The following is a 23,304-nucleotide window of genomic DNA, read 5'->3' as shown; positions in this document are numbered from 1 at the left end:
AAGGCGGCCAGACCGGGCGATAGGGCCAGCGCAGCCTGGGCCGCCAGCCGGGACGGTTTAATAGAGATACTGCATCGACATCGACCACACGACGTAGACGCACCACATCACGTCCACAAATCCCGCATTCAAGACGCTTGCGACTTCCCCGGATCCTGCGCGACAACCTGCAATGGCGCCGGACTATTCGGCTCCACTCCGTTCGGCGTCAACCGATGCGGCTGATGCAGCCGACCCGCCGCAGCCAATGACCCTGAAGCCCCCGCATCCGTCCAGGTCGGATCGTCGATCTCGGTGAACACTTGACGCAGCCGTTCACCCCAGGTCTTGCGTATCATCCGAAAGTATTCGTTGTCTTCGTCAATATGCGTGAAATGCGTCACACGCAGCGTATCTGTCTCGTAGACCAGCAGATCCAGCGGCAAGCCGACAGAGATGTTTGATCTCAACGTCGAATCCATAGAGATCAGCGCGCATTTCGCTGCCTCATCCAGCGGCGTATCAGGGCGCAGGACGCGGTCGAGGATCGGCTTGCCGTATTTGGCTTCGCCGATCTGCACATACGGACAGTCCGCGCTGGCTTCGATGAAATTGCCGGCGGAATACACCTGGAATAGCCGGCCGCGCTCAGCGCCGATCTGGCCGCCAAAAATCAGATTGATATTGAAATCGACGCCATGCTCACTCAAGGCCTCGGCATCACGTTCGTGAACACGACGTACAGCCTCGCCGACGCGGCGGGCTGCCTCGTACATATCCGGTGCCGACCAGAGCGAATCCGGGCTGTCGCTATCGAGCTGAGCCAACAGATTCACCACGGCTTGGCTGATAGCCAGATTGCCCGACGTGAGCAACACCATGACGCGATCGCCCGGCTGCTCGAATACGTTGAGCTTGCGGGCGATGCTGACTTGGTCCACGCCCGCATTGGTGCGTGAATCGGAGAGAAAAACCAGGCCCGAATCCAGGCGGGCGGCAACACAGTAAGTCATGGTGAGTCGGTGAATAACAGCTAGCGTATTGTAGGGGGAGAAGAACGAGTCTGGCGGCGCGGCGTCAGGCTCGTTTTGTCCCCCTTTATTTTGTTGATGCTTTAGTCGTTAACCGGCAACAGGTCAGCCGCGTAGTCCTTGCTACTGGGCCTGTTGGCGAGCCGCCTGGACCTGTACCGACACCGTCATCGACTCCTCGCCGCCACCGTGCCGGACACCGCGCACGGGCGAGGCAGAATCGTAGTCCCGTGCCACGGCCAGCCGGCAATGGCAATCTGAGGCGAATTGGCGATTGGTGATGTCCACACTGGTCCAACCTATATCGTCCAGCCAGACATCGGCCCATGCATGGCTGGCTGCATGCTCGGCTTCGGTGTACAGGTAGCCGCTGACATAGCGGGCGGGCACGCCTATGCCGCGTACGCAGGCCAGGAACAGATGAGCGTGGTCTTGGCAGACACCGTGGCCCAGGGCCAGCACCTGATTGGCGGCCGTGGTCACGTCCGTCGTGCCGGGTTCGTACGCCACGCGGTCGCAAATGGCGCTGGCCAGCCTCAGCGCATCATCGGCGGTACGCAGACCCTGAGGCAACGTTGCGTGGACGAAATCCTGAATGGTGTCATCGCTTTGCGTCAATGAGGTGGGTACGCAGAAGGCGTGGACGGGCAGACGGTTTTCTTCGGGATGCAGCCGTCCATCACGCAATGGGTCGATTTCGACCTGGCCGGTGACGCATAGATCAATGCTGTCGTGGGCGTTGGACAAGGTCAGCATGTGTGTGATGTTGCCGTAGGCGTCGACTTGCTGTTCGAGTGGGCCAGGGGCGTCGATGCGCCAGCGCACGGCACGCTGATGATCGTCCAGGCGCGGTGTCAGGCGCAACGCCTGGATGCTGTAGCTGACCGGTGCCGTGTAGCGATATTGAGTGACATGTCGAATGAGATGTTTCATGGGGGCTCCGGGTGCTATGCCGCCAGCGGCACGAGAAAGTCTTGGCTGATACGGTTGCCCAAGTCGTTGATGCGCTCCAAAAAGCGTTCCAGATAGCGGTGCAGGCTGCTATGCAAAATGTCCTCGATACGCCCGTAGCGCAGTTCCGCATACAACAGGCCCGCACGGCGCTCGGTTTCGGCGGAGCGTTGGTTGGTCACGCGCGCCAGGTCTTCCGTCAATGCTTGAACCGAGGCCAATAGCGAACGTGGCATATCGGGACGCAGGATCAGCAATTCCGCAACGCGATCAGGGGTGATGACGTCGCGGTAGACCTTGCGATAGATCTCCAGGCCCGATACCGAGCTCAGCAGCGATGCCCAGCGATAGAACTCACTGCTGCGCGCAGCGAGATCCTCTTGCTCTTCGTGAAACTTCACATCCAACAGTCGCGCCGTGTTGTCGGCTCTTTCCAGGTGCATACCCAATCGCAGGAAATGCAGCGCTTCGTCATCCAGCATCGTGCCGATGGTGACACCACGCACCAAGTGAGCACGAAATTTCACCCATTCAAAAAATTCGCCCGGATTGCGTTCGGGCAAGTGGGCCTGCAAGTGTTTCTGCAGTTCCAGCCACGTCGTGTTGTACGTTTCCCAGACCTCGGTCGTCAGGCTGCCACGCACCGCACGCGCATTTTCGCGAGCTGCACGCAGGCAGGAATAGATAGAGGATTGATTCGTCGGCTCGCGCACGAGGTAATGCAGCACGTCCAGCGGCGTGACCGCTGGATAACGCGCGTCGTAGTCGTGCTGCAGTTCGGAAATACGCAAGACGGCGCGCCATAGACTGTCGCGGGCGTGAGCGTCCTGGGGCATGAGCGACATCTGCAAATTGACGTCCAACATGCGGGCCGTGTTCTCGGCCCGTTCGATATAGCGGCACATCCAGAACAAGTTGTCGGCGGTACGGCTCAGCATAGTCATTCTCCCAGTACCCAAGTGTCTTTAGTGCCGCCGCCTTGGCTGCTGTTGACGACCAGCGAGCCTTCGGTCAATGCGACGCGGCACAGGCCTCCGGGCACAGTGCGAATATCCTTGCCGCACAGTACATAGGGACGCAGGTCAACATGTCGGGGTGCGACGCCAGACTGCACGTACGTCGGAATCGTCGATAGCGCCAGAGTGGGCTGGGCGATGTAGTTGCTGGGGCGGCTGCGAACGCGTTCTTTAAAGGCCTCTACCTGGGCGCGTGTCGAGGTGGGGCCGACCAGCATGCCGTAGCCGCCTGCACCATGCACTTCCTTTACGACCAGCTCGTGCATGTGCGTCAAGACATGCGACAGTTCGTCGGGCCGCGAACAACGCCACGTCGGGACATTGGACAGAATGGGTTCTTCCTGCAGATAAAACCGGATCATGTCGGGCACGTACTGGTACGTGGATTTGTCATCGGCAATACCTGTGCCGATGGCATTGGCCAACGTGACGCGCCCGGCGCGGTAGACCGAGAGCAGTCCCGGCACGCCCAATGCCGAGTCGGCGCGAAACGACAGGGGATCCAGAAAATCATCGTCCACTCGACGGTAGATGACATCGACACGGCGCGGGCCTCGCGTGGTGCGCATGTACACCGTGTTCTGGTCTACGAAGAGATCCTGACCCTCGACCAGTTCCACGCCCATTTGTTGTGCGAGGAACGCGTGTTCAAAGTAAGCCGAGTTGTACATCCCCGGCGTCAACACGACGACAGTGGGGGCGTCGTTGCTGCGTGGCGCGACCTCGCGCAGGTTGTCCAGGAGCAGATCGGGATAATGCGCGACGGGCTTGACCTTGAGGCTGCTGAAGGCCTCGGGCATCAGCCGCATCGACATTTTGCGGTTTTCCAGCATGTACGACACGCCGGAGGGAACACGCAGGTTGTCTTCGAGGACGTAGAACTCTCCAGCGCCAGCGCGCACGATATCGACGCCGGCAATGTGGCAATAGATGTCTTCGGCGACGTCCACGTCCTGCATTTCCGGGCGGTACTGCGCATTCAAAAAGACCTGCTCGGCCGGCACGATCCCCGCGCGTACGATGTCATGACCGTGATAGATATCGCGGATGAACATATTCAAGGCGCGTACGCGTTGCGTCAGGCCGGCCGACAGATGGGTCCATTCGTCGGCGGGAATGATGCGGGGAATGAGATCGAAAGGGATCAGCCGTTCGGTGCCTGCCTCGTCACCGGCTACGGAAAACGTGATGCCGACGCGGCGGAAACTGAGATCGGCCTCGATCTGCCGCGCCGCCATGGCGTCGGTGGATTCCTGAGTCAGCCATTGTGAAAACCCCGCGTAGTGGGGGCGTACCAGGCCCTGGGCGTCGACCATTTCGTCATAGGCCGCCGACGGGGCGGGTTGTGCATGCAGCATGGGCTCCTCCGTATCCTGTGCGGGCCTGCCGCGTGATCCGGATGGAGCCTGCGGCCCGACAGGGGGCGCTGGGTGCGTGCGCCATATCAAACTGATAAGCAACCCTTGTGCCAGATCTGACCGGGCCTGATACGGCCCGCGCCTGTGCTTTTCCCTTGTAGCAGAGGAGGTATGGGAGGAGTGAGAGGGTTGCCCCTAAGGTAAATTCACGCACCATGGTGGTGCGTGCACCAATTCAACGCAGCACAAACGATCCCACGACGCCGCCGGAGGGCGCACTCGGTCCCAGCAGTGGCGGCTCGGGCAGCCATCCATCGGGCGTCAGAATGGCGTCCAGACGTTCGTCGTGGGAGGCCGGCTGGTAGTCCTCGTCCAGCAGCCCCTCGTTCCAGGCAATGCCGATAGCGGTGAACTCATGGCCGGTTTGCCGCAAGTCGGCCAGCGTCCGGTCGTAATAACCGCCGCCATAGCCCAGGCGGTCGGCTTGATCGGTATAGCCGAGCGTGGGGACCAGGATGACGTCGGGACGCAGCGCCGGCCGATCGGCTGAGGGCTCCTGGACATTAAAGGGGCCGCACTCCAGCGTATCGCCAGGTGTCCACGCACGAAACTCCAGCGGGGCGTCTTTGTCACGGATCGCCGGCAAGGCGATGGCAATACCGGCGTCTGCCCATTGTTGCAGCAATGGACGTAGATCCGGCTCACCTGCCAGAGGCCAGAAGGCCGCAACGGTCGAGGGCGCCTTTGTTCCCTGTCTGGCCGATTGTTCCCGTACCGCATTGAGCCAAGTGAACAACCGCCCCCGCATGAGGAGGCCGCCGCGGCTGCGTTGCGACTCAGGAATGTCGGTACGGGCTTGCCGTAATCGCGCGCGTAGCGCGACTGCGTTATTCTGTGCAGTATTTTGAGTGTTCATTCGGATCGGCGATGCGGCAGTGGCTTGAATCAAGACGTTATCAGAAATCTGCGGTTCCCGAGTCCCGTCGGGCCGGGATGCCGGGCCGCGTCGATCGACGCGCCAGCCGCTGGCTGCCGGCGCTGGCTTTGATCACCGTTGCGTGTTCGTCCGTGGATGCCCAACAAGGGCATGGCACGCCTGCGGGTCGCGCCCAACCGGCTCAGGCGAGTATTCACATCCCTGCAGTAAAGCTGGCCGGGCTGCCTCCCACGCCGCAGACGTCGGCCTTTCAGGCAGTCCTTGCTGCGCGCGACGCCAACGACCGCAAGCAGTGGTCGGTGCTCGGCATGACCGTTCCACAGGCGCGCGGCGACGTATTGGGCGACTATCCCCAGTTCTGGCTGTTGAACTATCAGGTGTGGAATGCGCCCAGCAGCGCTTTTCCCAAAACCGATGTGATGCGGTTTTTGCAGGAAAACAGCAATACCTATCTAGGCGAACGTCTGCGCGGCAACTGGATCTTGGCCGCGACGCGCCGGGGCGATTTCGAAACCGCCCGTGACTTGGGCGATATCCCGAATGCGGGTTCGCAAACACAATGCGCCATGTTGGAGGCCCGTCACATGACCGGGCAGCGTGCGACGGCGAAACAGGCCTTGGCCGTGTTCCAGCCGGGGAGGGACTGCTGGAACCTATACGATCAGTTGGTCGCCGACGGCGTCCTGGGGTGGGATGAAATCCAACCGCAACTTCGAGAGGCCATCGAGACCAATCGGACAGGCGATGCCCGCAAGTTCGCCGCCTACATCTTCGAGCCCAAAGATCAGAAAGCCTACGATGCGCTGATCAAAAGCCCGATGAAGTGGCTGACCCGCCAAGATCATCAACGAATAGGGCGTAATGAAAAAGAGTTGACCGCCATTGCGTTGGCGCGCCTTGCACGGCAGGACATAGACGTCGCCGACAGCTATTTGCGCCGCGAGTGGGCGAACAATCTGGCCAAATCGGATTTGGCCTGGGTCCGTAGCCAATATGCCTTGATCCTGGCGCTGAATCTCGATAGCCGCGCCGATAGCTGGTATCGCGAGGCCGGCAATACCGTTGCGCTGACCGAATACAACGGCGCGTGGCGCGTGCGTTCGGCGCTGCGTCAGCCCAAAATCGATTGGCGCTGGGTAGAGGACTCGATCGAGCACCTGCCCAAGTCACAACAAGAAGAGCCCGTATGGGTGTACTGGAAAGCGCGTGCCGACGCGGCGCGCGGCCGTCATGAGCAGGCCAAGCGCGCCTACGCCAGCATCGCCGACCAATACCATTTTTATGGGCAATTGGCCTCGGAAGAGCTAGGCCGCAGCATTACGGTGCCAGCGCGGCCGGCTCCCGTGACCGATGCGGAAATGAACGAGGCCCGCGCTAATGCCAGCTTGCGCCGTGCAGTACATCTGTTCCGCCTGGGATGGCGCTCGGAGGCAGTTGGGGAGTGGAATTTCGCCCTGCGCGGGATGTCGGATCGGCAGTTATTGGCTGCCGCAGAATTGGCGCGAGCCGAGGATATCTACGATCGCGTGGTGAACACTTCCGAGCGGACGCAGGACGAAGTCGACTTTACGCAACGCTATATCGCACCGTTCGAGGGCCGAGTGACAGCCCAGGCGAATGCGATTGCCTTGGATCCTGCCTGGGTATATGGCCTGATTCGCCAGGAATCGCGTTTTGTCATGAATGCGCGCTCGCATGTCGGTGCATCGGGCTTGATGCAATTGATGCCCGCCACTGCCAAATGGGTGGCCCGACAGATCGGCATGGCGGACTTCACGCCGTCCAGCGTCAATGATTTCGATACCAACACCAAGCTGGGCACCAACTACCTGAGCATCGTGCTTAATGGCCTGGACGGTTCACAGGTGCTCGCCAGCGCGGGCTATAACGCCGGGCCGGGGCGACCGAAAACGTGGCGCGCGACCCTGTCGCACCCGGTAGAGGGCGCCATTTTTGCAGAGACGATTCCGTTCACGGAGACGCGCCTCTATGTCAAGCACGTGCTGTCCAACGCGACCTACTATGCCGCGCTGTTTTCTGGTCAACCGCAGTCGCTCAAAGCGCGTTTAGGGCGCATCGAGCCAACCAGCGCCGTACGTACCGCCGAGGTGCAGTGATGGCGTCGGCGAGCTCGACGGCCATGTCCGTGGCCGCCGCCGTTCAAGGGTTGGCTGCGGATCCTGTTGTGACAGGCTTGCAGGTGTATATCGTGGGCGGGGCCGTGCGTGATGCGTTGCTGGGCCTGCCTGCCGGGGACCGCGATTGGGTGGTCGTCGGGGCAACACCGGAGGACATGGCGCGCCGCGGGTTCACTCCGGTGGGTGGCGATTTCCCCGTCTTCCTGCACCCGCGCACCAAAGAGGAATACGCATTGGCGCGCACCGAGCGCAAGTCGGGGCGCGGTTATAAGGGTTTCACCTTTTATACCGGCGCCGACGTGACCTTGGAACAAGACCTGCAACGCCGCGACCTGACCGTCAATGCGATTGCCTGCACGCCGGATGGACATCTGCATGACCCTTTGAATGGGGTGCATGATATTCAGGCCCGTGTGCTGCGGCATGTCGGTGACGCGTTTGCCGAGGATCCGGTGCGGATCTTGCGCTTGGGGCGTTTTGCCGCGCGCTTTGGCGATTTCGCGGTCGCAGATGAGACCCTGGCTTTATGCCGCCGCATGGTCGCCGCCGGCGAGGCCGACGCGTTGGTCGCCGAGCGTGTCTGGAAAGAGCTCTCGCGCGGCCTGCAGGCGAAGACGCCTTCGCGCATGTTGCAGGTCTTGGCCCAGTCGGATGCACTGGCGCGCGTCATGCCGGAACTGCAGCAGATCGACATCGTGGGCAGCGATCTGGATCGCGCGTCGCAAACCCCCTTGGCGGTGGCAGGGCGTTATGCCTTGTTGTGCCGTCTCACCCCGGAACGTGATGCGCTGAGCCGGCGACTGCGCGTGCCCACCGAGTGCGCAGATCAGGCGCGATTGCTGCCGGTATTGCTCGACAGTTTCGACGCGGCAGACGAGGATGCGCAATTGCGTTTGATCGAGCAAACCGATGCGCTGCGCAAGCCCGAGCGATTCATCGCATTGCTGCAGACGGCTGCGATCGTGCATGACGGAGATGATGCGGTGTGGCGATTGCGGCTTGACGCTGCCCGTGCCGTCGATGCAGGCGCCATTGCGCGGCAATGTGCCGCAGACCCGCAGCGTATCAAGAGCGCGGTTCGCGCTGCACGTTTGCAGGCGCTGATCGATTTGTCCCATTAACAGAACGCCCGGCGTCACGTTCAGTTTGATTGGAGTCGATCACACGATCGACGTAGGAATTGATGCGGCGTCGCCGAGCCTGCGATGCCGCGCAGTGTATTGCGCCGATATCAAAGCGCAGCCAATCGATCCGCGCGCTTGAATCCTTGCAGCGGTGTTGTGATGCCGCGTCCCACTGCCAGCACTTTGAACAATTCTCCCATCTCCGATTCGCTCAGCAGCTTTTGTACGGGGGCGATGGCCTGCGCATAACTGCGCGCGTCGGCAGGGTCGTATTGCGCCAGCAGTTCCGTCAGTCCGCCGTTCATCAGAAATCGTGCCTGCGAGGTATAGCCCAGTACTTGCAAACCGGCCTCATGCGCTGCATCCGCCATGGCGGTGAAGTCAACGTGTGCCGTGATGTCTTGCACGCCAGGGGCAATCAACGGATCCGCGTGAGCGTGATGGTGCAAGTGGCACATCAGCGTGCCGCCCGCCCGCTGCGGGTGATAGTACTCATTGCGTGGAAAGCCATAGTCCACCAGCAATGCAGCGCCATGCGCCAGCCAGCGGCCCATCGCGCGCATCCATGCCTCGGCTTGCAGGTTGATCTCGGAGGTATACCCAGGCAGACTCGGCATACGAGCCGCGACCGCTTGGGCAAGTTCGAGGCTGGCGGGGCGGTCTTGCCAGATGAAATCACCATTGGCGTCCAGGGCCACGCCACGTTCCAGTACAGCGGCGTCCGAGCTCCAGCAAAAGAGCGATACCGGCATGGCGTCGAGCACTTCGTTGGCCAACACACAGCCCGAAAAACTGTCTGGCAAGGCGTCCAGCCATTGGACCCGGTCACCGTATGGTGCCAAGCGCGTCTGTTGGCGTGCACGCAGATCGGCAGATACCTCGATGATGCGATATTGAGCGGGCAGGCCGATGCGATCGAGCTCGCTCAAGACACTGTCGGCAAGCGCGCCAGTTCCTGCACCGAACTCCAGCACCGTGCTGGTCTCCGTGTCGTTCAGTATTTGAGCGACTTGCCGGGCCAGCGTGTTGCCAAACAGCGGCGTGAGTTCCGGGGCCGTCACAAAATCGCCTTGGGCGATGGGAATGCCGCGCGCATCCGTGGCGGCGGTAGAGGCGAGCTTGATCGTCCCCGCTGTGTAATACCCGAGGCCCGGCGCATACAGTGCTTGCGCCATCCATTGATCGAACGGCAACCAGCCGCCCGATGCCTCGACGGCGCGTCTCAAATGCGCAGCAGCGCGTGCGCTGTGCTGCGCGCTGTCAGGGTCCAGTGCAGGTAGGGAAGAAGAGGCCGGGCGATGCATGAACGTGATCCGTTACTCCGAGGACCCTTGGCATCCATGCCAAGGACGAAAGGGGCGCAGTGGCAAGACTGCGGGATTATCGGATTGTCCCATGTCGGGGGCATCCGCACGGCGTACGGGGCCGGAATGTGACACTGCCCACCGTGCCGTCAGAAACGGCGAGGCGGGCAGTGTGGAGGCCGATCACGAAACGGCAGCTAATACAGGAGCCGTTTCTTGATGCGCGCCAGCGACGTCACGGATGCCGTCGCGGACGTCGTCGTGAACTTAGTCGCGACGTGCGCCGGCGGGCTTGCCAAAGCGCTTGCCGGGGCCGCCGTCGCGTTGGGCGAACGGTTTGGACGAGGGACGAAAACCGCTGGGACGGCGCTCTGCGCCGCGGAATTCGCCTTCGGCGTGGGCACGGGGGCGGAATTCACCACGGGCTTGAAACTCGCCACGAGGTTTGAACTCACCGCGTTGGCCGTCGCGTTGCGGACGGTCGCCAAAACCGGCGGTCGGTTGGGCATCGCGTTCAGCACGCCAGTCACTACGTTGCGGACGATCACCGAACGAGCGGGCAGGACGGGCGCCTGCGGGACGCTCGTCACGGCCGCGCCAGCCGCCTTCACGCGGTTGGAACTCACCGCGCGGACCGCTCGAACGCGGTTGGAAGTCGCCACGGGGCTTGAACTCACCGCGCGGCTGGAATTCGCCGCGGGGTTTGAATTCACCACGGGGCTGGAATTCACCGCGGGCCTGGAAATCGCCACGGGGCTTGAACTCGCCACGCGGTTGGAATTCGCCACGGGCGCCGCCTTCGCGGGATTTATGCTCGCCACCGCGCCAGCCGCCTTCACGGGGACCGTCAGCACGGGCGCCACCGTGGCTGCCACGGCCTTCGCGGAAGGGGCGATCGCCACCACCGAAGCCGCCGGGGCGCTTGCCAAAGGGTTTGCCGCCACGGCCAGCGCCGCCGCCAGTAAAGGGGCGCGGCGTGCGCTTGGGTTCCAGACCGGCGATGGTTTCCGGCGTGATGGATTGGCCGATGTAATGCTCGATGCGGCGGACCTTGTGGCGCTCGGAGTGCGTCGCCAGCGTGAATGCCTGACCATCGCGGCCGGCACGGCCGGTACGGCCGATACGGTGCACGTAGTCTTCGGCCTGCATCGGCAGATCGAAGTTGACGGCGTGGCTGATGCCTTGCACGTCAATACCGCGCGCTGCCACGTCGGTTGCAACCAGAATACGCAATTGGCCGCGTTGCAACTGGGTCAACGTGCGTGTGCGTTGGCGCTGGTTCATGTCACCGTGCAGCGCTGCAGCGGCAAAGCCCTGGTCGGCCAGGCGGTCGGCCAGATCGTCGGCGCCGCGCTTGGTGGCGGTAAAGACGATGGCTTGATCCAGTTTGGCATCGCGCAGGACGTGATCCAGCAATTGCATTTTGTGGCTGGCGTCGTCGGCGTACAGCAGGCTTTGCGTAATGTTGGTGTGCTTGTCTTTCTGGCCAGCGATTTCGATGCGTTGAGGCTCACGCATCATGGCTGCGGCCAGCTTGGCCACGGTGCCATCCAGCGTCGCCGAGAACAACAACGTTTGGCGTTCTTGGGGCAAGCGGGCGACGATGGTTTCGATGTCCTCGATAAAGCCCATGTCCAGCATGCGATCGGCTTCGTCCAGCACCAGCGTGTGGACCGTGTTCAGCTTGACGCGGCCGGCCTTCAGGTGATCGAGCAAGCGGCCCGGCGTGGCAACCAGCACGTCGACACGACGCGACAGGGCTTTCAGTTGGGCGCCATAGGGCATGCCGCCTACTACAGTGGCGGTACGCAGGCCAGGCAGATTGCGGCCATAGGAGCCCGTGGCTTCGGCGACTTGCAGAGCCAGTTCGCGGGTAGGTGTCAGAACCAATACCTGCACGCCTACGCCCTTGTTGCCGGGCTGGCCAGCAATGCGGTTCAACGCAGGCAGCATAAAGGCAGCGGTCTTGCCGCTACCCGTTTGCGAGGACACCATCAGGTCATGGCCGGCGAGCGCTTGAGGAATCGCGGCGGCTTGAACAGGGGTGGGGGCGGAGAAACCGGCTTCTTGGAGGGCCGACAACAGAGTAGGAGCGAGACCCAGCGTTTCAAAAGACATTACTTGTCCTTGCCGCGTAAAGCGGCGCATGTGCCGGGATAGCCGAGATTAAATAGCGGCGAGATCCGGGCGACGGTTGATGGAGCATCGGGCCGACCGGATCAACCGTGCGCACGGCGCGTTTTCTGAAACGCGAGGCGGAAGGAAAGGAGGTCAGGAATCGATGGTGTTCGGCATAAGGTCGGGCAACATTCCCCGACAAACTATGACTGCGAATACCAATCGCGCAATTACACGCGTATGAAATGCCAGAACAATTTTGTGCAGTGCCGCGACTATAACCTGAATTCCCCTTGGAGTACACCCCCTTGGTTTTTTTCTATTGCCCAGTCAATAGGGGATTTTCCCTGATCAATGAGCCACGTGTTCACTTTGGCGAAATGTCCGCATCCTAGAAAGGGAACAGGAGGGCGGCGCGCGGAAAGCGGCGAGGGATGATTGGCCGTCAACACCAGGTGATTGCTGTTGCTTGGCAGCAACGATTGCTTGGCTTGCGCATGGGCGCCCCAGAGCAGAAAGGCCTTGGGAGCGACGTCCCGTGCGACCAGGCTGATCAGGGCGTCTGTCACGGTTTCCCATCCTCGCCTGGCGTGCGAGGCGGGTTGCCCGTCTTCGACGGTCAGCGAGGTGTTCAACAACAGAACCCCTTGGTCCACCCAGGGGGACAGGTCATTGCCGCGGGGCAACGAGGTGCCGGGGAAATCCTTGGCGATCTCGTTAAAGATATTGCGCAGGCTGGGAGGGCGTTTACAGTCGTCGGGCACAGAAAACGCCAGCCCTTGAGCCTGTCCCGGGCCGTGATAGGGATCCTGACCCAGAATCACGACTCGCACGTCGGCCGGCGCCAGATGGTCCAGGGCGCGAAAAGGGGTAGCCGGATACACCACCGCGCCGGCAGCCAGGCGTGCTTCGACGTGGTCGATGATCCCGGAAAGCGCCTGAGCGACCCCAGGAGCCTGTAGAGCGGTCTGCCAGGCAGCAGGTAGGTGGCTGGCCTGCGCAGCCAGCGTGTTTTTGTGCAAGCGATTGTCATGTGCCATCGTGGAATTTTGGCACATGCCCGAGTCAGTCATCCGCGGTTTCCAGCCGGGCGACCCTTGGGGTGCCCGGACTGTAGGTCGAAATGAGGCCCGAGACAGCATCCGGCCAGGCCGTATTTGCCGCAACGGAAACAGCTTGTAGTCATTTCCGCGTTTCCTCGCACCCAGATGCGAGACAGGCCTCTCGCACGGGAGTAAAGTAAAACCCGCTATACCGCAGTATCGGCTCGGTGCTTGGTGACATGAATGCGTGTCGCGACTGAGCTGTTTTTCAGGAAAGACAACTATGAAGTCCCGATTTTGGCGTGCGGCGGCATTGGCCGTTGCGCTGGCCGCATGCAGCGGGCAGGTTTCTGCCCACGGCGGGTACCGCCATTATCACGGTGGTTATTACGGCGGCTCGGGCTGGTGGATTGGCGGCGCGCTTTTGGGGGCCGGCGTGGCATTGGCGCTGACCAGCGGTCCTCGCTATGCCTACAGCGGCGTCAGCTATACCTCGCCTCCCGTGTATTACTCCCCCGGAGCCTATGTCGCCCCGCCTGTCGCCTATGTGACGCCAGCACCTGTGGTGACCTATTCGACACCCAGGGTGACCGTGGCGTCGTCCAGTCTGAACGTCGTTGCTTATCCGGCTAACGGGCAAAGCGAATCCCAGCAGCAGCAGGATCGCCTGGACTGCCAAAACTGGGCGATGAACCAGAGCGGGCTCGATCCTGACTACATCACCGAATACACCACGAGTGCCTCGGCTGAGTCTTACACGCGCGCCATGGGCGCGTGTTTCAAGGGCAAGGGCTACAGCATCAACTGACGTCGCGTTGCGATTCGCCTATGCCGGTCAGCGTATAGGCAGCGCGTACATCAACCCGCCCTGATTCCATTGGGCGTTCAAGCCGCGCGCAATTTTCAGTGGGCTGCCCGCACCAACATTGCGATCGAAGCTTTCGCCGTAATTGCCGACCTGTTTGATGATGTGATACGCCCACTTGTCATCCAGGCCCATGTTGGCGCCTGCACCCGGCGTCACACCGAGAATGCGTTGCACATTGGGATTCGTGCTTTTGGTTTGCTCGTCCACATTTGCCGAGGTAATGCCGTATTCCTCTGCCTCGATCATCGCCGACAAGGACCAATGCACAATGTTCAGCCAGCGATCGTCGCCCTGGCGCACAAAGGGGCCGAGCGGCTCTTTCGAGATGATTTCCGGCAAGACGAGATAATCATCCGGGTTTTGCAGTTTGGAAATCCGGATCGAAGCCAAGCCTGAGGCGTCTGTACTGAAGACATCGCAACGGCCCGAGGCAAAGGCGTTGACGACTTCGTCGAAGGTTTCGATGACGACCGGTTTGTATTCCACCTTGTGAGCACGTGCCCAGTCGGCCAAGGTGTTTTCGTTGGATGTGCCCGTCTGCAGGCAGATCGTTGCGCCGTTGAGCTCGGTCGCGCTTTTCACGCCCAGCGATTTGGGCACAAGAAAGCCCTGGCCGTCATAGAAATTGATGCCCGCATGAATCAGGCCAAGTGCTGTGTCACGCTGTTGCGTGACGGTCGTGTTGCGTGTCAACACATCGATTTCGCCCGATTGCAGCGCGGTGAAGCGTTGCTGCGAATTCAGCGGCACAACTTTGAATTTGTTGGCATCCCCAAAGACGGCGGCAGCGACGGCGCGGCACAGGTCCACGTCCAGACCGCGCCAGACGCCTTTGGCATCGGGCGCAGAAAAACCCGCAAAACCTGTGGTGGTGCCGCAGCGGACTTCCCCGCGTTTTTTGACGACATCCAGTGTGGCGGCTTGTGCGCCAGCGAACGTGCCGAGCAACAAAGCGGCAGCGATTAGGCCTTTCGTGATCTTCATGGTGTGCTTCTCCCTCTACCCAAGCCGACGATCAAAGCGGCCCGTATGTGCGAACCCGACAGCGTAACGAGCTTGTTCGGGCTTGCCAAATAACGGGATGGAATAAGGATTCTACGCGGTGGCGGATTGGTGTCAGTTCAAACCGTAGCGTTCACCTGTCCGTCAGTGCCAGAGCAGGGCGTTCATTGCTTCGACCAAACGGTCGCGATAGCGAGACAGCAACTGCCGGGTTTGCGCCTGTCTCGTGTGCCAGTCTGCAGATTCTGTGCCCGGCGCCACACGGGGCGCCGCCCAGATCGCGTCCGGATAATGCCGGTCGCCTTGCCAACGCGGTATCACGTGCCAATGCAGATGTGGCACCATGTTGCCCAGCGATGCCAGATTGATCTTGTCTGGGGCAAGGATGTCGCGCTGCACTTGTTCCACGGTATAGACCGCGCGCATCATCAAGTCGCGCCCGTGCGTGGACAGGCTGGTCATTTCTGAAAGATGACCATGCCAGATGACGCGCGTGAAACCCGGGTAATCGGCATCGTCGACCTCGATGACTCGCAGATGGGGGCCGCGCCAAAGTACGGCGCCGCCGTCTTCGCGGCAGAGAGGGCAATTGGGATCGCGTGCGCTCACAGGACTTTCCGATATTGAATGAAGCCGGGTTGATCCGCCACGCGGTCATAAAGCTGGCGCGCGGTGGTGTTGGTTTCGTGGGTCAGCCAATAGACGCGAGCAGCGTTGGCAGCGCGCGCCTGGGCATAGACGTGCTCGATCAGGTGCCGGCCGTGGCCGCCTCCGCGTACGTCCGGAGCGACAAATAGATCCTGCAGATAGCAATAATCGCCAGGCGTCCAGGTCGAACGATGAAATATCCAATGCACCATCCCCACAGCCCGTCCTGCGTGATAGGCCAGGGCGGCGTGAACAGGCTCGTCGGGATCGATCATCCGGGCCCAGGCCGTGCGCGTGGCGTCTTCGGGGATATCGACCTGATAGAACGCTTGATAGCCTTTCCACAACGGCAGCCAAGCATCGAAATCAGCATCGGAAACAGGGCGGATATCAGGAGATTGAGCCATGACGGTGATCACCAGGGAAAAGTTACAGGGTTTTTTCTAGGGCTGCGACAATGCTTTTTAGCACGTGTACGCGAGCATAGCGTTTGTCGTTGGTCCCGATAACGTGCCACGGCGCATGATCCGTATCGGTACGTGCCAACATGTCGTTGGCGGCACTGGCATATTGATTCCATTTCTCGCGATTGCGCCAATCGTCGGGCGTGATCTTGAAATTCTTGAAAGGCGAGCGTTCGCGTTCGTGAAAGCGTTGCAGTTGTTCTTCGGGGGTGATGGCCAGCCAGAACTTCAGCACAATGGCGCCATGATCGGTCTGTTGGCGTTCAAAGTCATTGATCTCTGCGTAGGCGCGCCGCCAGTCGGCGCTCGAGGCAAAGCCTTCGACACGCTCAACAAGTACGCGGCCATACCAGGAACGGTCGAAAATCGCGATGCGACCCTGCCGCGGCAGCCGGCGCCAGAACCGCCATAAATAGGGGTGCATCAACTCGTCATGCATGGGTGCACCGATGGGGTGAATATCGACTTGCCGCAGGTCGAGGGCGTGCGTGATGCGGCGGATCGCACCGCCTTTGCCTGCGGCATCCTGGCCCTCGAAAGCCAGGATCAAGGACCGTTTTTTGAACGCGTCTGAACGCACCGCACGGGCGAGCCGGCCCTGCAGCAAGCCGAGTTCCGACTCATAATCGTCCTTGTCCAGTTTGACGCTGTAATCGAGCTGCCCCAGACGATCAGGGCTGCGGCGCCTGGCGATACCCGGCGCGATGAATACCTGCGCCTTGGGCGTGGGCGCGCGATGTGTCATGGCCTGCAGCACCGTTTGGGCTGTGCACACCGCCCGCATGTGTTCGTCCGCGCTAGGGATGATCGTCCAGGGAGCGTAAGGAGGATTCAGGTGCTCAATGATATGTTGGCCCGCATGGCAGATTCTGTTGTACTTTTTTTGGACTTTGCGATCGGCTGGCGTGACCTGCCAGGCAGTTTCTGCGCTGCCAAGCAGTGTTGCGGTGCGCTTGGCTTGGGCCCGGGCCGACAGGTGATACCAGAGCTTGATGATCTGTACACCCTCGGCAGCGAGCCCGGCCTCGAAGCGACCGATCGCGTTGGCGTAGGCGGTCATTCGACGCGGCCGTGGCTTCTTGCGCGAGGCTTCGAGTAACAGCGGGACGTACCAGGAGCCGAACACGATGCCGATTTTGCCCTTGGCCGGCAGTTCGTTCCAGTAGCGCCAGAACGGCGGGTGTTCCTGCTCATCGAATGTGGGCGTACCAAACGCCAGGGTCTGAATATGGCGAGGATCCATCCATTCGTTGAGCAAATTGATGGCTGCGCCTTTGCCTGCCCCGTCTATCCCCGCTACGACGATCAGCAGGCTGCGATCGGCCCGTTCGAGCTGCCGATACTGTGCTTTGAGCAAGGCTGTTCGCAACCGCGGCTCTTGCGCGTCAAACTCGTCTTCGGACAGCGAGGGATCGGACTGGGCGTCTGCAAACATGGATGACATCTCGGGGTGAATGAGGAGATGTCCGATGGTGCAGGATATCGGAATGCGGCACAAGCAACTCGTGGCCGCGCAACGTTGCCGGAGAACGCCAGTGCTCTGTCATGCCGATAAACCAAAACCGGCAACGAGAAATTTCATGGAACAGGATCATTGGGTGAGTTACTCATAACGGCCATATGGTGTGGTTCTGTGGCAATTTTCACTTGAAATAACAGGAATTAACCAAATGAACATGATGAGTTCAATGACCAGCGTCGCCTCCCTGCTGCGCAACGTCCCTGGTCCGATGACGGTTGGCGCGCCCCTGTTGCGCAACGCCTATAGCCCGCAGGTCGTCGCGCCGGTGGCGCGAATCCAGCCGCGCAGCGATAGCGACGTGCGCGCAAGCTACAACGCGGCAGTCAGCCAGGCCTATGAGGCCTTTGCCAAGGAAGCTGCTGTCTTCCATGACGACCAGCAATGCTTTGGCGACGAATTGGCGCGCAAGGCGTTCAACACGCGAGACGAGATCAAAAAGGCGCACCAAGCCGAAACCTCCTGGCTGGGGCAGGCTGGCATCTGGATTCGTAACCTCCTGACGTACGGCTCGGATAATGCCACCTACGAGGGGCTGAGCAAGAAGAAAAACCCCGAGGAAATCGCCTACTCGGCGTTTAAAACCAATGGGCGCGACCTGGGGCTGACCGGCAATGGTTTCGGCGATATTCTGGATACCTGGAATGCCATCAAGGCCGACAGCGATTTGTATCCCGAGGACATCACGCCTGCGATGGTTACCGCCTTCAAGGCGCAACCCCGTGGTCAGGCCGATGTGGCCGCGATTCTGGCTGCCCGTACGGCGGTTGTGGTGAATAGCGAAGTGCAAGCCGGCAAGGCCGTCGACGTTCAGTCGTCGGACAAGGTCGATATCACCACGATCATGGCGGCGCGCCCGGCGAGTGCTGACATCCTGTCGAAAGACGACCTGATCGCTTCGATGATGACGCATACCCCACGCCGCAACCTCGTTGCCTATATCTGAGGCAATGCGCAATCGGCCCATCGCGACGGGCCGATTGCACCTCAGTCTGAGTCAAGGCGCTGTCAGTCGTAAGAACGTATATCGTCGATGACTTTGCCGTCATTGGGCAGGCTGCCCGCGTCAGCCCATTGCACGTCGGCACGCAGTTTGGTGACGTCGCGGGCCGAGGTGGCGATACGTTCGGCCAGGGCTGCGGAGTGATCGTCTGCCTCGACCTGAAGCACCATGCGGTCGCTGCCCATTTGTCCGCTGACGACCAGCCGTGCTCGGCGGATTTCTGGGTGGCGCGCGAGGATTTCAGCCACCTGCGAGGGATGCACAAACAGGCCGCGGACTTTGGTGGTCTGATCGGCGCGGCCCATCCAGCCTTTGATGCGCAGATTCGTACGGCCGCACGGCGATGTGCCGGGCAATACCGCAGACAGGTCGCCGGTGCCGAAACGCACCAAGGGATAATCGGGATTCAGTGTGGTGACGACGACTTCTCCGACCTCGCCGTCGGACACCGGTATGCCGGTGCCGGGGCGTACGATCTCCAGAATGATTTCTTCACCGACGACCAGGCCTTCGCGGGCCGGCGTTTCAAACGCAATCATGCCGAGATCGGCGCTGCCGTAGGCTTGATAACCGTCAATACCACGCGCTGTGAGCCAATCGCGCAGCGACGGGGGAAAAGCCTCGCCCGATACGAGCGCACGGCGCAACGAGGGTAATGTCACGCCCAGCTCATCGGCTTTTTCCAGAATGATTTTCAGAAAACTCGGCGTGCCCAGATAGCCGCTGGGCGCCAGATCGGCAATGGCACGGACTTGCTGTTCAGTCTGGCCTGTGCCGCCGGGAAAGACCGTGCAGCCTACGGCATGGGCCGCGGTTTCCATCATCGAGCCCGCTGGGGTGAAATGGTAGGAAAAGCAGTTGTGCGCCAACTCGCCAGACCGGAAACCGGCTGCATAGAGCGCGCGCGCAAAACGCCAATAATCGGAGCGGCTGCTTTCCGGCTCGTAGATCGGGCCGGGTGAGGCAAAGACGCGCAGCGCTTGTCCCCAACCGATGGTCGAAAATCCGCCAAATGCCTTGGTAGCGCTCGCAGGACGGTTGCTGGCACGACTATGTTGCTGCTTTTCCAGCAACTCGTGCTTGCGCAAAACGGGGAGCGCTGCGAGTGCCTGGCGCGAGGCCACGCTGCGTGCATCGACTCCGTGCAATTGTTCGGCAATGGCAGGCGCGCGGGCCATGGCGTGTGCAACAACGCCCGGTAGCGCTGCCATCAGATCGCGTTCGCGCTGTTCGGGGGCGCGGGTTTCCAGTGCATCAAAAAACGCAGGCATGTGATCGCACTCTATGAAAGGCCAAAAGGCGTAAGCAAAGGCACTAATGCAAAGGCACTAAGGGTCAAGCCAGCCAGCGTTTGCGGCGCCGGTAGAACTTGTTATCACGAAAGCTTTTTCGTTCACCGCTGGAAATACCCAGGTAGAACTCTTTAACGTCTTCATTGCGGCTGAGTTCGCCGGCATCGCCGTCCATCATGACGCGTCCGTTTTCCAGGATGTAGCCGTAGTCCGCATAGCGCAGCGCAATGTTGGTGTTTTGCTCGGCCAGCAGGAAGCTCACCCGTTCCCGTTGGTTCAGGTCTCGCACAATTTCGAAAATCTCCTCGACGATTTGCGGAGCCAGCCCCATGGAGGGCTCGTCGAGCAAAATCATGTTGGGATTGGCCATCAGCGCCCGGCCGATTGCGGTCATTTGCTGTTCGCCGCCCGAGGTATAGCCCGCCTGGCTCGTGCGTCGCTGCTTCAGGCGCGGGAAATATTGATAGACGCGGTCCAGAGCTGCCGTTGTGTCGCCACGGCTGAGGTCTCGGGTGTAGGCGCCCGTCAACAGGTTGTCCTCAATGGTCAGATGGGCGAAACAATGGCGACCCTCCATGACCTGTACGACGCCGCGTTTTACCAGCTCGGCAGGCGAGAGCTGATCAATGCGTTGGCCTCGGTATTGAATGGAGCCTTTTGTGACGTCGCCACGTTCGCCCTTCAGGAGATTCGACACGGCGCGCAGTGTGGTGGTCTTGCCCGCGCCATTGGCGCCCAGCAAGGCGACGATGCGGCCTTCGGGGACTTGCAGCGAGACACCTTTCAGCACCAGGATCACATGGTTGTAGATGACCTCGATACCGTTGACGTCCAGCAACGGTGCGGCGATGTCGGGTGCCGTTGCCTTGGCTGCCCCCGAGTTTGTCGTCGGGGCGTTGGCCGCGGTGGCAGGTGGGGCAGTGTGTGCAGCAGTCATAGCAGTTCCTGCGTGGTAGCCGCCAGCGCGCGAAGCGCCGGCGGCTGGTTCACATCAACCTTCGCACTTGCGAGGCGTGATGTTCTTCTCTTTGGCGTATTTCTCTGCAGCCTCTTTCACCAGCGGCCCGGTAATTGCCTTGTCGGATTGGTACCAGTCGGAGACGACCTTGAAGTCCTTGCCATCCCATTGCACGATGCGCGCCCAGTCGTCGCCCATGTGGTTGCTGCACGAGGTTTTCACCGGACGCATGATGTCGCCAAAGCCCAACTCGTTCAGGCGTTCCTGAGACAGGTTCAGGTTTTCAAAGCCCCAACGGACTTGTTCGGGCGTCATGTGTTTGCCTTTGCCGAATTTCTCCTGCGCAGTGCGGATGGCTTCGACTTGCAGCATCGAGATCATCATGCCGCGGGTGTGCGCGATCGTACCGAGCGTGGAGGTGCCCGACGCATCGCTGCCCTGGCCTTTGTCGTAGACGAATTTTTTCAAGTCCTCGTAGACCTTGCCCTGGGCAGCGCTGTTGTGAATGGTGATCGCGTTATAGCCTTTGGCAACCGCGCCCAGGTCTTTGACGTCGCCTTCGGAGCCTGCCCACCAGATGGCATACATTTTGTCGCGCGGATAGCCGGTGGCCTGGGCTTCGCGTATCGCCGTCGGCGTCATGATGCCGGCGCTCCACAGCAGCACGTAGGCGGGGCGCGATTGACGGATCTGCAGCCAGGTGGACTTTTGCTCTACCCCTGGCGCGGTGACCGGATAGAGCAGCAGTTCGAAGCCTTCCTTGGCCGCGCGTTTCTGCAGCAATGCAATGGGCTCTTTGCCGTAGGGCGAGTCATGGTAGACCAAGGCGATCTTTTTACCCTTGAGTTTGTCCATGCCGCCTTCTTTCTTGGCGATGTCCTGGATCATGACATCGGCCGCCGTCCAATAGGTGCCGAGCAACGGGAAGTTCCATTCAAAGACACTGCCGTCGACCGATTGCGAGAGGCCGTAGCCCATCGTTTCTACAGGGACTTTGTCGACGATGGCTTTGTCCGTCACGGCAAAGGTGATGCCCGTGGATTGGGTGTCAAAGCCCGACGCCCCACCGCTTTTGCCCTTTAGACGCTCGTAGCATTCCACGCCACGATCGGTGGCATACGCCGTTTCGCACTCTTCGTAGGTGATCTTGACGCCGTTGACGCCGCCATCGCGGGCGTTGACCAACTTCAGATAGTCCAGTTTCCCGTCGGCCCATGGTATGCCCAGCGGTGCAAACGAGCCGGTGCGATACACCAAGAGCGGGACGAACTGCTCTTCAGCCGCCAACACCGGCGCGGCGGTGCTGAGGGCGCCTGTGGCGATCAGGCAGGCCGCTGCCCATTTCAAGTTAAGACGCTTCATCTCCATTACCTCCTGCTTGGTGTGATTGACACCAGGATTGGCCCGGTCTGAAGCCGGGTAGTCAAAGAGGCTGCTGCTTCGCGGACGGCGGGCGGCAGCCGGGAACAGTACGGAACATCAATGCGGGAAAGGCCAGATTCGCAGCTTTTCTTTTGCGATACCCCAGAGTCGAGCCAGCCCATGCGGCTCGGCAATCAGGAAAAACACAATCAGTGCACCAAAAACCATGTGTTCGACGTGCGCCGCTGTGTCCACCGACAGCGAGAGCCCCAGCATGTGCGGCACATTGGTCAGCGCGACCGGCACCAACACGATAAAGGCCGCGCCAAAGAAGCTGCCGACGATAGAGCCGAGTCCGCCGATGATCACCATGAACAACAGTTGGAACGAGCGCGCCAGGTCAAAGGCCAAGGGTTCCCACGACCCGAGATGGATATAGCCCCACAACGCACCCGCGACGCCGACGATGAACGAGCTGACGGCGAACGCGGTGAGTTTCGCGTACATGGGTCGGATGCCGATCACCGCTGCGGCAACGTCCATGTCCCGGATCGCCATCCACTGACGGCCGATCGCGCCGCGCACCAGATTCTTGGCCAGTAACGCGAATACCACGACAAAGCACAGGACGAGCAGGTAGCGTTGCAGCGCAGTTTGCACCGGCATGCCAAAGACGCTGAGAGGCGGCACCGAGACGCTGCCCGACGAGGAGTAATTCGTGAAAAACGGAATGCGCAAAAATGCCCAGTCGACAAAAAACTGTGCTGCCAAGGTGGCGACTGCCAGATACAGTCCGCGGATACGCAAACTGGGGATGCCGAACAACACGCCGACGATGGTGGCAAAGCACCCCCCCAGCAATATCTGTATCACCAGTGGCATGCCGGGAAAGCGCACACCGAAATTCCATGCCGCATAGGCGCCTACCGCCATGAACGCGCCCGTGCCCAGTGAAATCTGGCCGCAATAACCCACCAGAATGTTCAGGCCCACCGCCGCTAGCGACAAGATCAAAAATGGGATCAGGATGGCGCGCAGAAAATAATCGCTGGCCAACATGGGGACTGCAATAAAGGCTACTGCGAGCAGCAGTACCATGAAAATGCGGTCCTGGCGGATCGGAAAGATCTGCTGGTCGGCGCGATAGCCTGTCTTGAATTGGCCGTTTTCGCGATAGAACATGATGTCT

General features: G+C 60.8%; 20 protein-coding genes. 4 read left to right on the top strand and 16 right to left on the bottom strand.

The features are described from left to right. Nucleotides 1-128: 128 nt before the first annotated feature. The 5 genes from ACNA0I_RS22075 to ACNA0I_RS22055 form a co-directional block, all read right to left on the bottom strand. Complete coding sequence (locus ACNA0I_RS22075) at nt 129-992, bottom strand: peptidase (protein WP_415808174.1); 864 nt, start codon at nt 990-992, stop codon at nt 129-131. 141 nt (nt 993-1,133) lie between these two features. Further along, on the bottom strand, nt 1,134-1,943 hold the full coding sequence (locus ACNA0I_RS22070; RefSeq protein ID WP_415808173.1) for a transglutaminase family protein: 810 nt from the start codon (nt 1,941-1,943) through the stop codon (nt 1,134-1,136). 14 nt (nt 1,944-1,957) lie between these two features. Then, nucleotides 1,958-2,899, bottom strand: a complete 942-nt coding sequence (locus tag ACNA0I_RS22065; RefSeq protein WP_415808172.1) for an alpha-E domain-containing protein — start codon at nt 2,897-2,899, stop codon at nt 1,958-1,960. Nucleotides 2,900-2,901: 2 nt separating this feature from the next. Continuing rightward, entirely contained in the window at nt 2,902-4,335 is a 1,434-nt protein-coding gene (locus tag ACNA0I_RS22060; protein WP_415808171.1) for a circularly permuted type 2 ATP-grasp protein, read from the bottom strand. A gap of 235 nt (nt 4,336-4,570) precedes the next feature. Then, nucleotides 4,571-5,251, bottom strand: coding sequence for a 5-formyltetrahydrofolate cyclo-ligase (locus ACNA0I_RS22055; RefSeq protein WP_415808170.1), 681 nt, complete (start codon nt 5,249-5,251; stop codon nt 4,571-4,573). Nucleotides 5,252-5,262: 11 nt separating this feature from the next. Here ACNA0I_RS22055 and ACNA0I_RS22050 point away from each other — a divergent pair, with 11 nt between their 5' ends. Both ACNA0I_RS22050 and ACNA0I_RS22045 read left to right on the top strand, forming a co-directional pair. Continuing rightward, entirely contained in the window at nt 5,263-7,389 is a 2,127-nt protein-coding gene (locus tag ACNA0I_RS22050) for a lytic transglycosylase domain-containing protein (protein ID WP_415808169.1), read from the top strand. Next, nucleotides 7,389-8,531: a CCA tRNA nucleotidyltransferase gene (locus ACNA0I_RS22045; RefSeq protein ID WP_415808168.1), complete on the top strand. Its 1,143-nt coding sequence runs from the start codon at nt 7,389-7,391 to the stop codon at nt 8,529-8,531. Before ACNA0I_RS22050 ends, ACNA0I_RS22045 begins: the two co-directional genes overlap by 1 nt. A 110-nt stretch (nt 8,532-8,641) precedes the next feature. On the opposite strand, the gene ACNA0I_RS22040 is transcribed toward ACNA0I_RS22045, so the two are convergent. From ACNA0I_RS22040 to ACNA0I_RS22030, 3 genes are all read right to left on the bottom strand, one after another. Then, on the bottom strand, nt 8,642-9,838 hold the full coding sequence (locus ACNA0I_RS22040) for a class I SAM-dependent methyltransferase (RefSeq protein WP_415808167.1): 1,197 nt from the start codon (nt 9,836-9,838) through the stop codon (nt 8,642-8,644). 267 nt (nt 9,839-10,105) lie between these two features. Then, nucleotides 10,106-11,956: a DEAD/DEAH box helicase gene (locus tag ACNA0I_RS22035; protein WP_415808166.1), complete on the bottom strand. Its 1,851-nt coding sequence runs from the start codon at nt 11,954-11,956 to the stop codon at nt 10,106-10,108. A 275-nt stretch (nt 11,957-12,231) separates the two neighbouring features. After that, nucleotides 12,232-12,996, bottom strand: a complete 765-nt coding sequence (locus tag ACNA0I_RS22030) for a uracil-DNA glycosylase (protein ID WP_415808178.1) — start codon at nt 12,994-12,996, stop codon at nt 12,232-12,234. A 286-nt stretch (nt 12,997-13,282) separates the two neighbouring features. Here ACNA0I_RS22030 and ACNA0I_RS22025 point away from each other — a divergent pair, with 286 nt between their 5' ends. Beyond that, entirely contained in the window at nt 13,283-13,807 is a 525-nt protein-coding gene (locus tag ACNA0I_RS22025; protein ID WP_415808165.1) for a hypothetical protein, read from the top strand. 27 nt (nt 13,808-13,834) lie between these two features. On the opposite strand, the gene ACNA0I_RS22020 is transcribed toward ACNA0I_RS22025, so the two are convergent. The 4 genes from ACNA0I_RS22020 to pap form a co-directional block, all read right to left on the bottom strand. After that, nucleotides 13,835-14,851, bottom strand: a complete 1,017-nt coding sequence (locus ACNA0I_RS22020; RefSeq protein WP_415808164.1) for an amino acid ABC transporter substrate-binding protein — start codon at nt 14,849-14,851, stop codon at nt 13,835-13,837. A 162-nt stretch (nt 14,852-15,013) separates the two neighbouring features. Continuing rightward, a complete protein-coding gene (locus ACNA0I_RS22015) occupies nt 15,014-15,478 on the bottom strand; it encodes an HIT family protein (protein ID WP_415808163.1) in 465 nt (154 codons plus the stop codon). Further along, nucleotides 15,475-15,924, bottom strand: a complete 450-nt coding sequence (locus ACNA0I_RS22010) for a GNAT family N-acetyltransferase (RefSeq protein ID WP_415808162.1) — start codon at nt 15,922-15,924, stop codon at nt 15,475-15,477. The genes ACNA0I_RS22015 and ACNA0I_RS22010 overlap by 4 nt, the downstream gene beginning before the upstream one ends. A 22-nt stretch (nt 15,925-15,946) precedes the next feature. Beyond that, on the bottom strand, nt 15,947-17,416 hold the full coding sequence (pap, locus tag ACNA0I_RS22005; protein ID WP_415808161.1) for a polyphosphate:AMP phosphotransferase: 1,470 nt from the start codon (nt 17,414-17,416) through the stop codon (nt 15,947-15,949). A 235-nt stretch (nt 17,417-17,651) separates the two neighbouring features. On the opposite strand from pap, the gene ACNA0I_RS22000 reads away from it, so the two are divergent. Next, nucleotides 17,652-18,446 carry a hypothetical protein gene (locus ACNA0I_RS22000; RefSeq protein ID WP_415808160.1) on the top strand — a complete coding sequence of 265 codons (795 nt, stop codon included), beginning with the start codon at nt 17,652-17,654 and terminating at the stop codon, nt 18,444-18,446. A 62-nt stretch (nt 18,447-18,508) separates the two neighbouring features. Here the strand turns inward: ACNA0I_RS22000 and ACNA0I_RS21995 are convergent, their stop codons facing one another. From ACNA0I_RS21995 to ACNA0I_RS21980, 4 genes are all read right to left on the bottom strand, one after another. Continuing rightward, on the bottom strand, nt 18,509-19,774 hold the full coding sequence (locus tag ACNA0I_RS21995) for a phenylacetate--CoA ligase family protein (RefSeq protein ID WP_415808159.1): 1,266 nt from the start codon (nt 19,772-19,774) through the stop codon (nt 18,509-18,511). Between the two features lie 64 nt (nt 19,775-19,838). After that, the gene (locus ACNA0I_RS21990) at nt 19,839-20,732 is read right to left on the bottom strand and encodes an ABC transporter ATP-binding protein (RefSeq protein WP_415808158.1); all 894 of its coding nucleotides are present in this window, start codon (nt 20,730-20,732) and stop codon (nt 19,839-19,841) included. A gap of 54 nt (nt 20,733-20,786) precedes the next feature. Beyond that, nucleotides 20,787-22,121: an ABC transporter substrate-binding protein gene (locus ACNA0I_RS21985; protein WP_415808157.1), complete on the bottom strand. Its 1,335-nt coding sequence runs from the start codon at nt 22,119-22,121 to the stop codon at nt 20,787-20,789. 111 nt (nt 22,122-22,232) lie between these two features. Next, nucleotides 22,233-23,297, bottom strand: a complete 1,065-nt coding sequence (locus tag ACNA0I_RS21980; protein ID WP_415808156.1) for a branched-chain amino acid ABC transporter permease — start codon at nt 23,295-23,297, stop codon at nt 22,233-22,235. Between the last annotated feature and the right edge of the window lie 7 nt (nt 23,298-23,304).

The organism is Bordetella muralis (assembly GCF_965139205.1).
In the GTDB taxonomy this organism is placed as follows: domain Bacteria; phylum Pseudomonadota; class Gammaproteobacteria; order Burkholderiales; family Burkholderiaceae_B; genus Bordetella_A; species Bordetella_A muralis.
The sequence above is the reverse complement of the archived record's forward strand: the minus strand, read 5'-3'. Positions and strand labels throughout refer to the sequence as shown.